Genomic DNA, 222 nt, shown 5'->3' on the forward strand with positions numbered 1-222 from the left:
GCTCTGACCGGCATTGTCGGCCCCTTGCTTGAGGCGCGGACGGCTTTGATCAGATGCCTGGACGAGTTGGACGGCACGGTCAGGGAGCGCGCTTCGCAGAGCCCGGCCTGTTGTCGGCTGCTGATGACGGCACCGGGCGTGGGGCCGGTGACGGCGCTGGCTTTCGCGGCGACCATCGACGATCCGGCCCGGTTTGCCAAATCGCGCTCGGTGGGGGCCTAT

At 68.5% G+C, this 222-nt stretch carries 1 protein-coding gene; it reads left to right on the forward strand.

Translation table 11 applies throughout. The annotated features are described in order from the left end of the window. On the forward strand, window positions 1-222 hold a 222-nt coding region (locus ACXAH0_RS25400), incomplete at both ends, for a transposase (protein ID WP_475196134.1).

This window comes from Roseibium sp. AWQ4_290 (genome assembly GCF_056160985.1).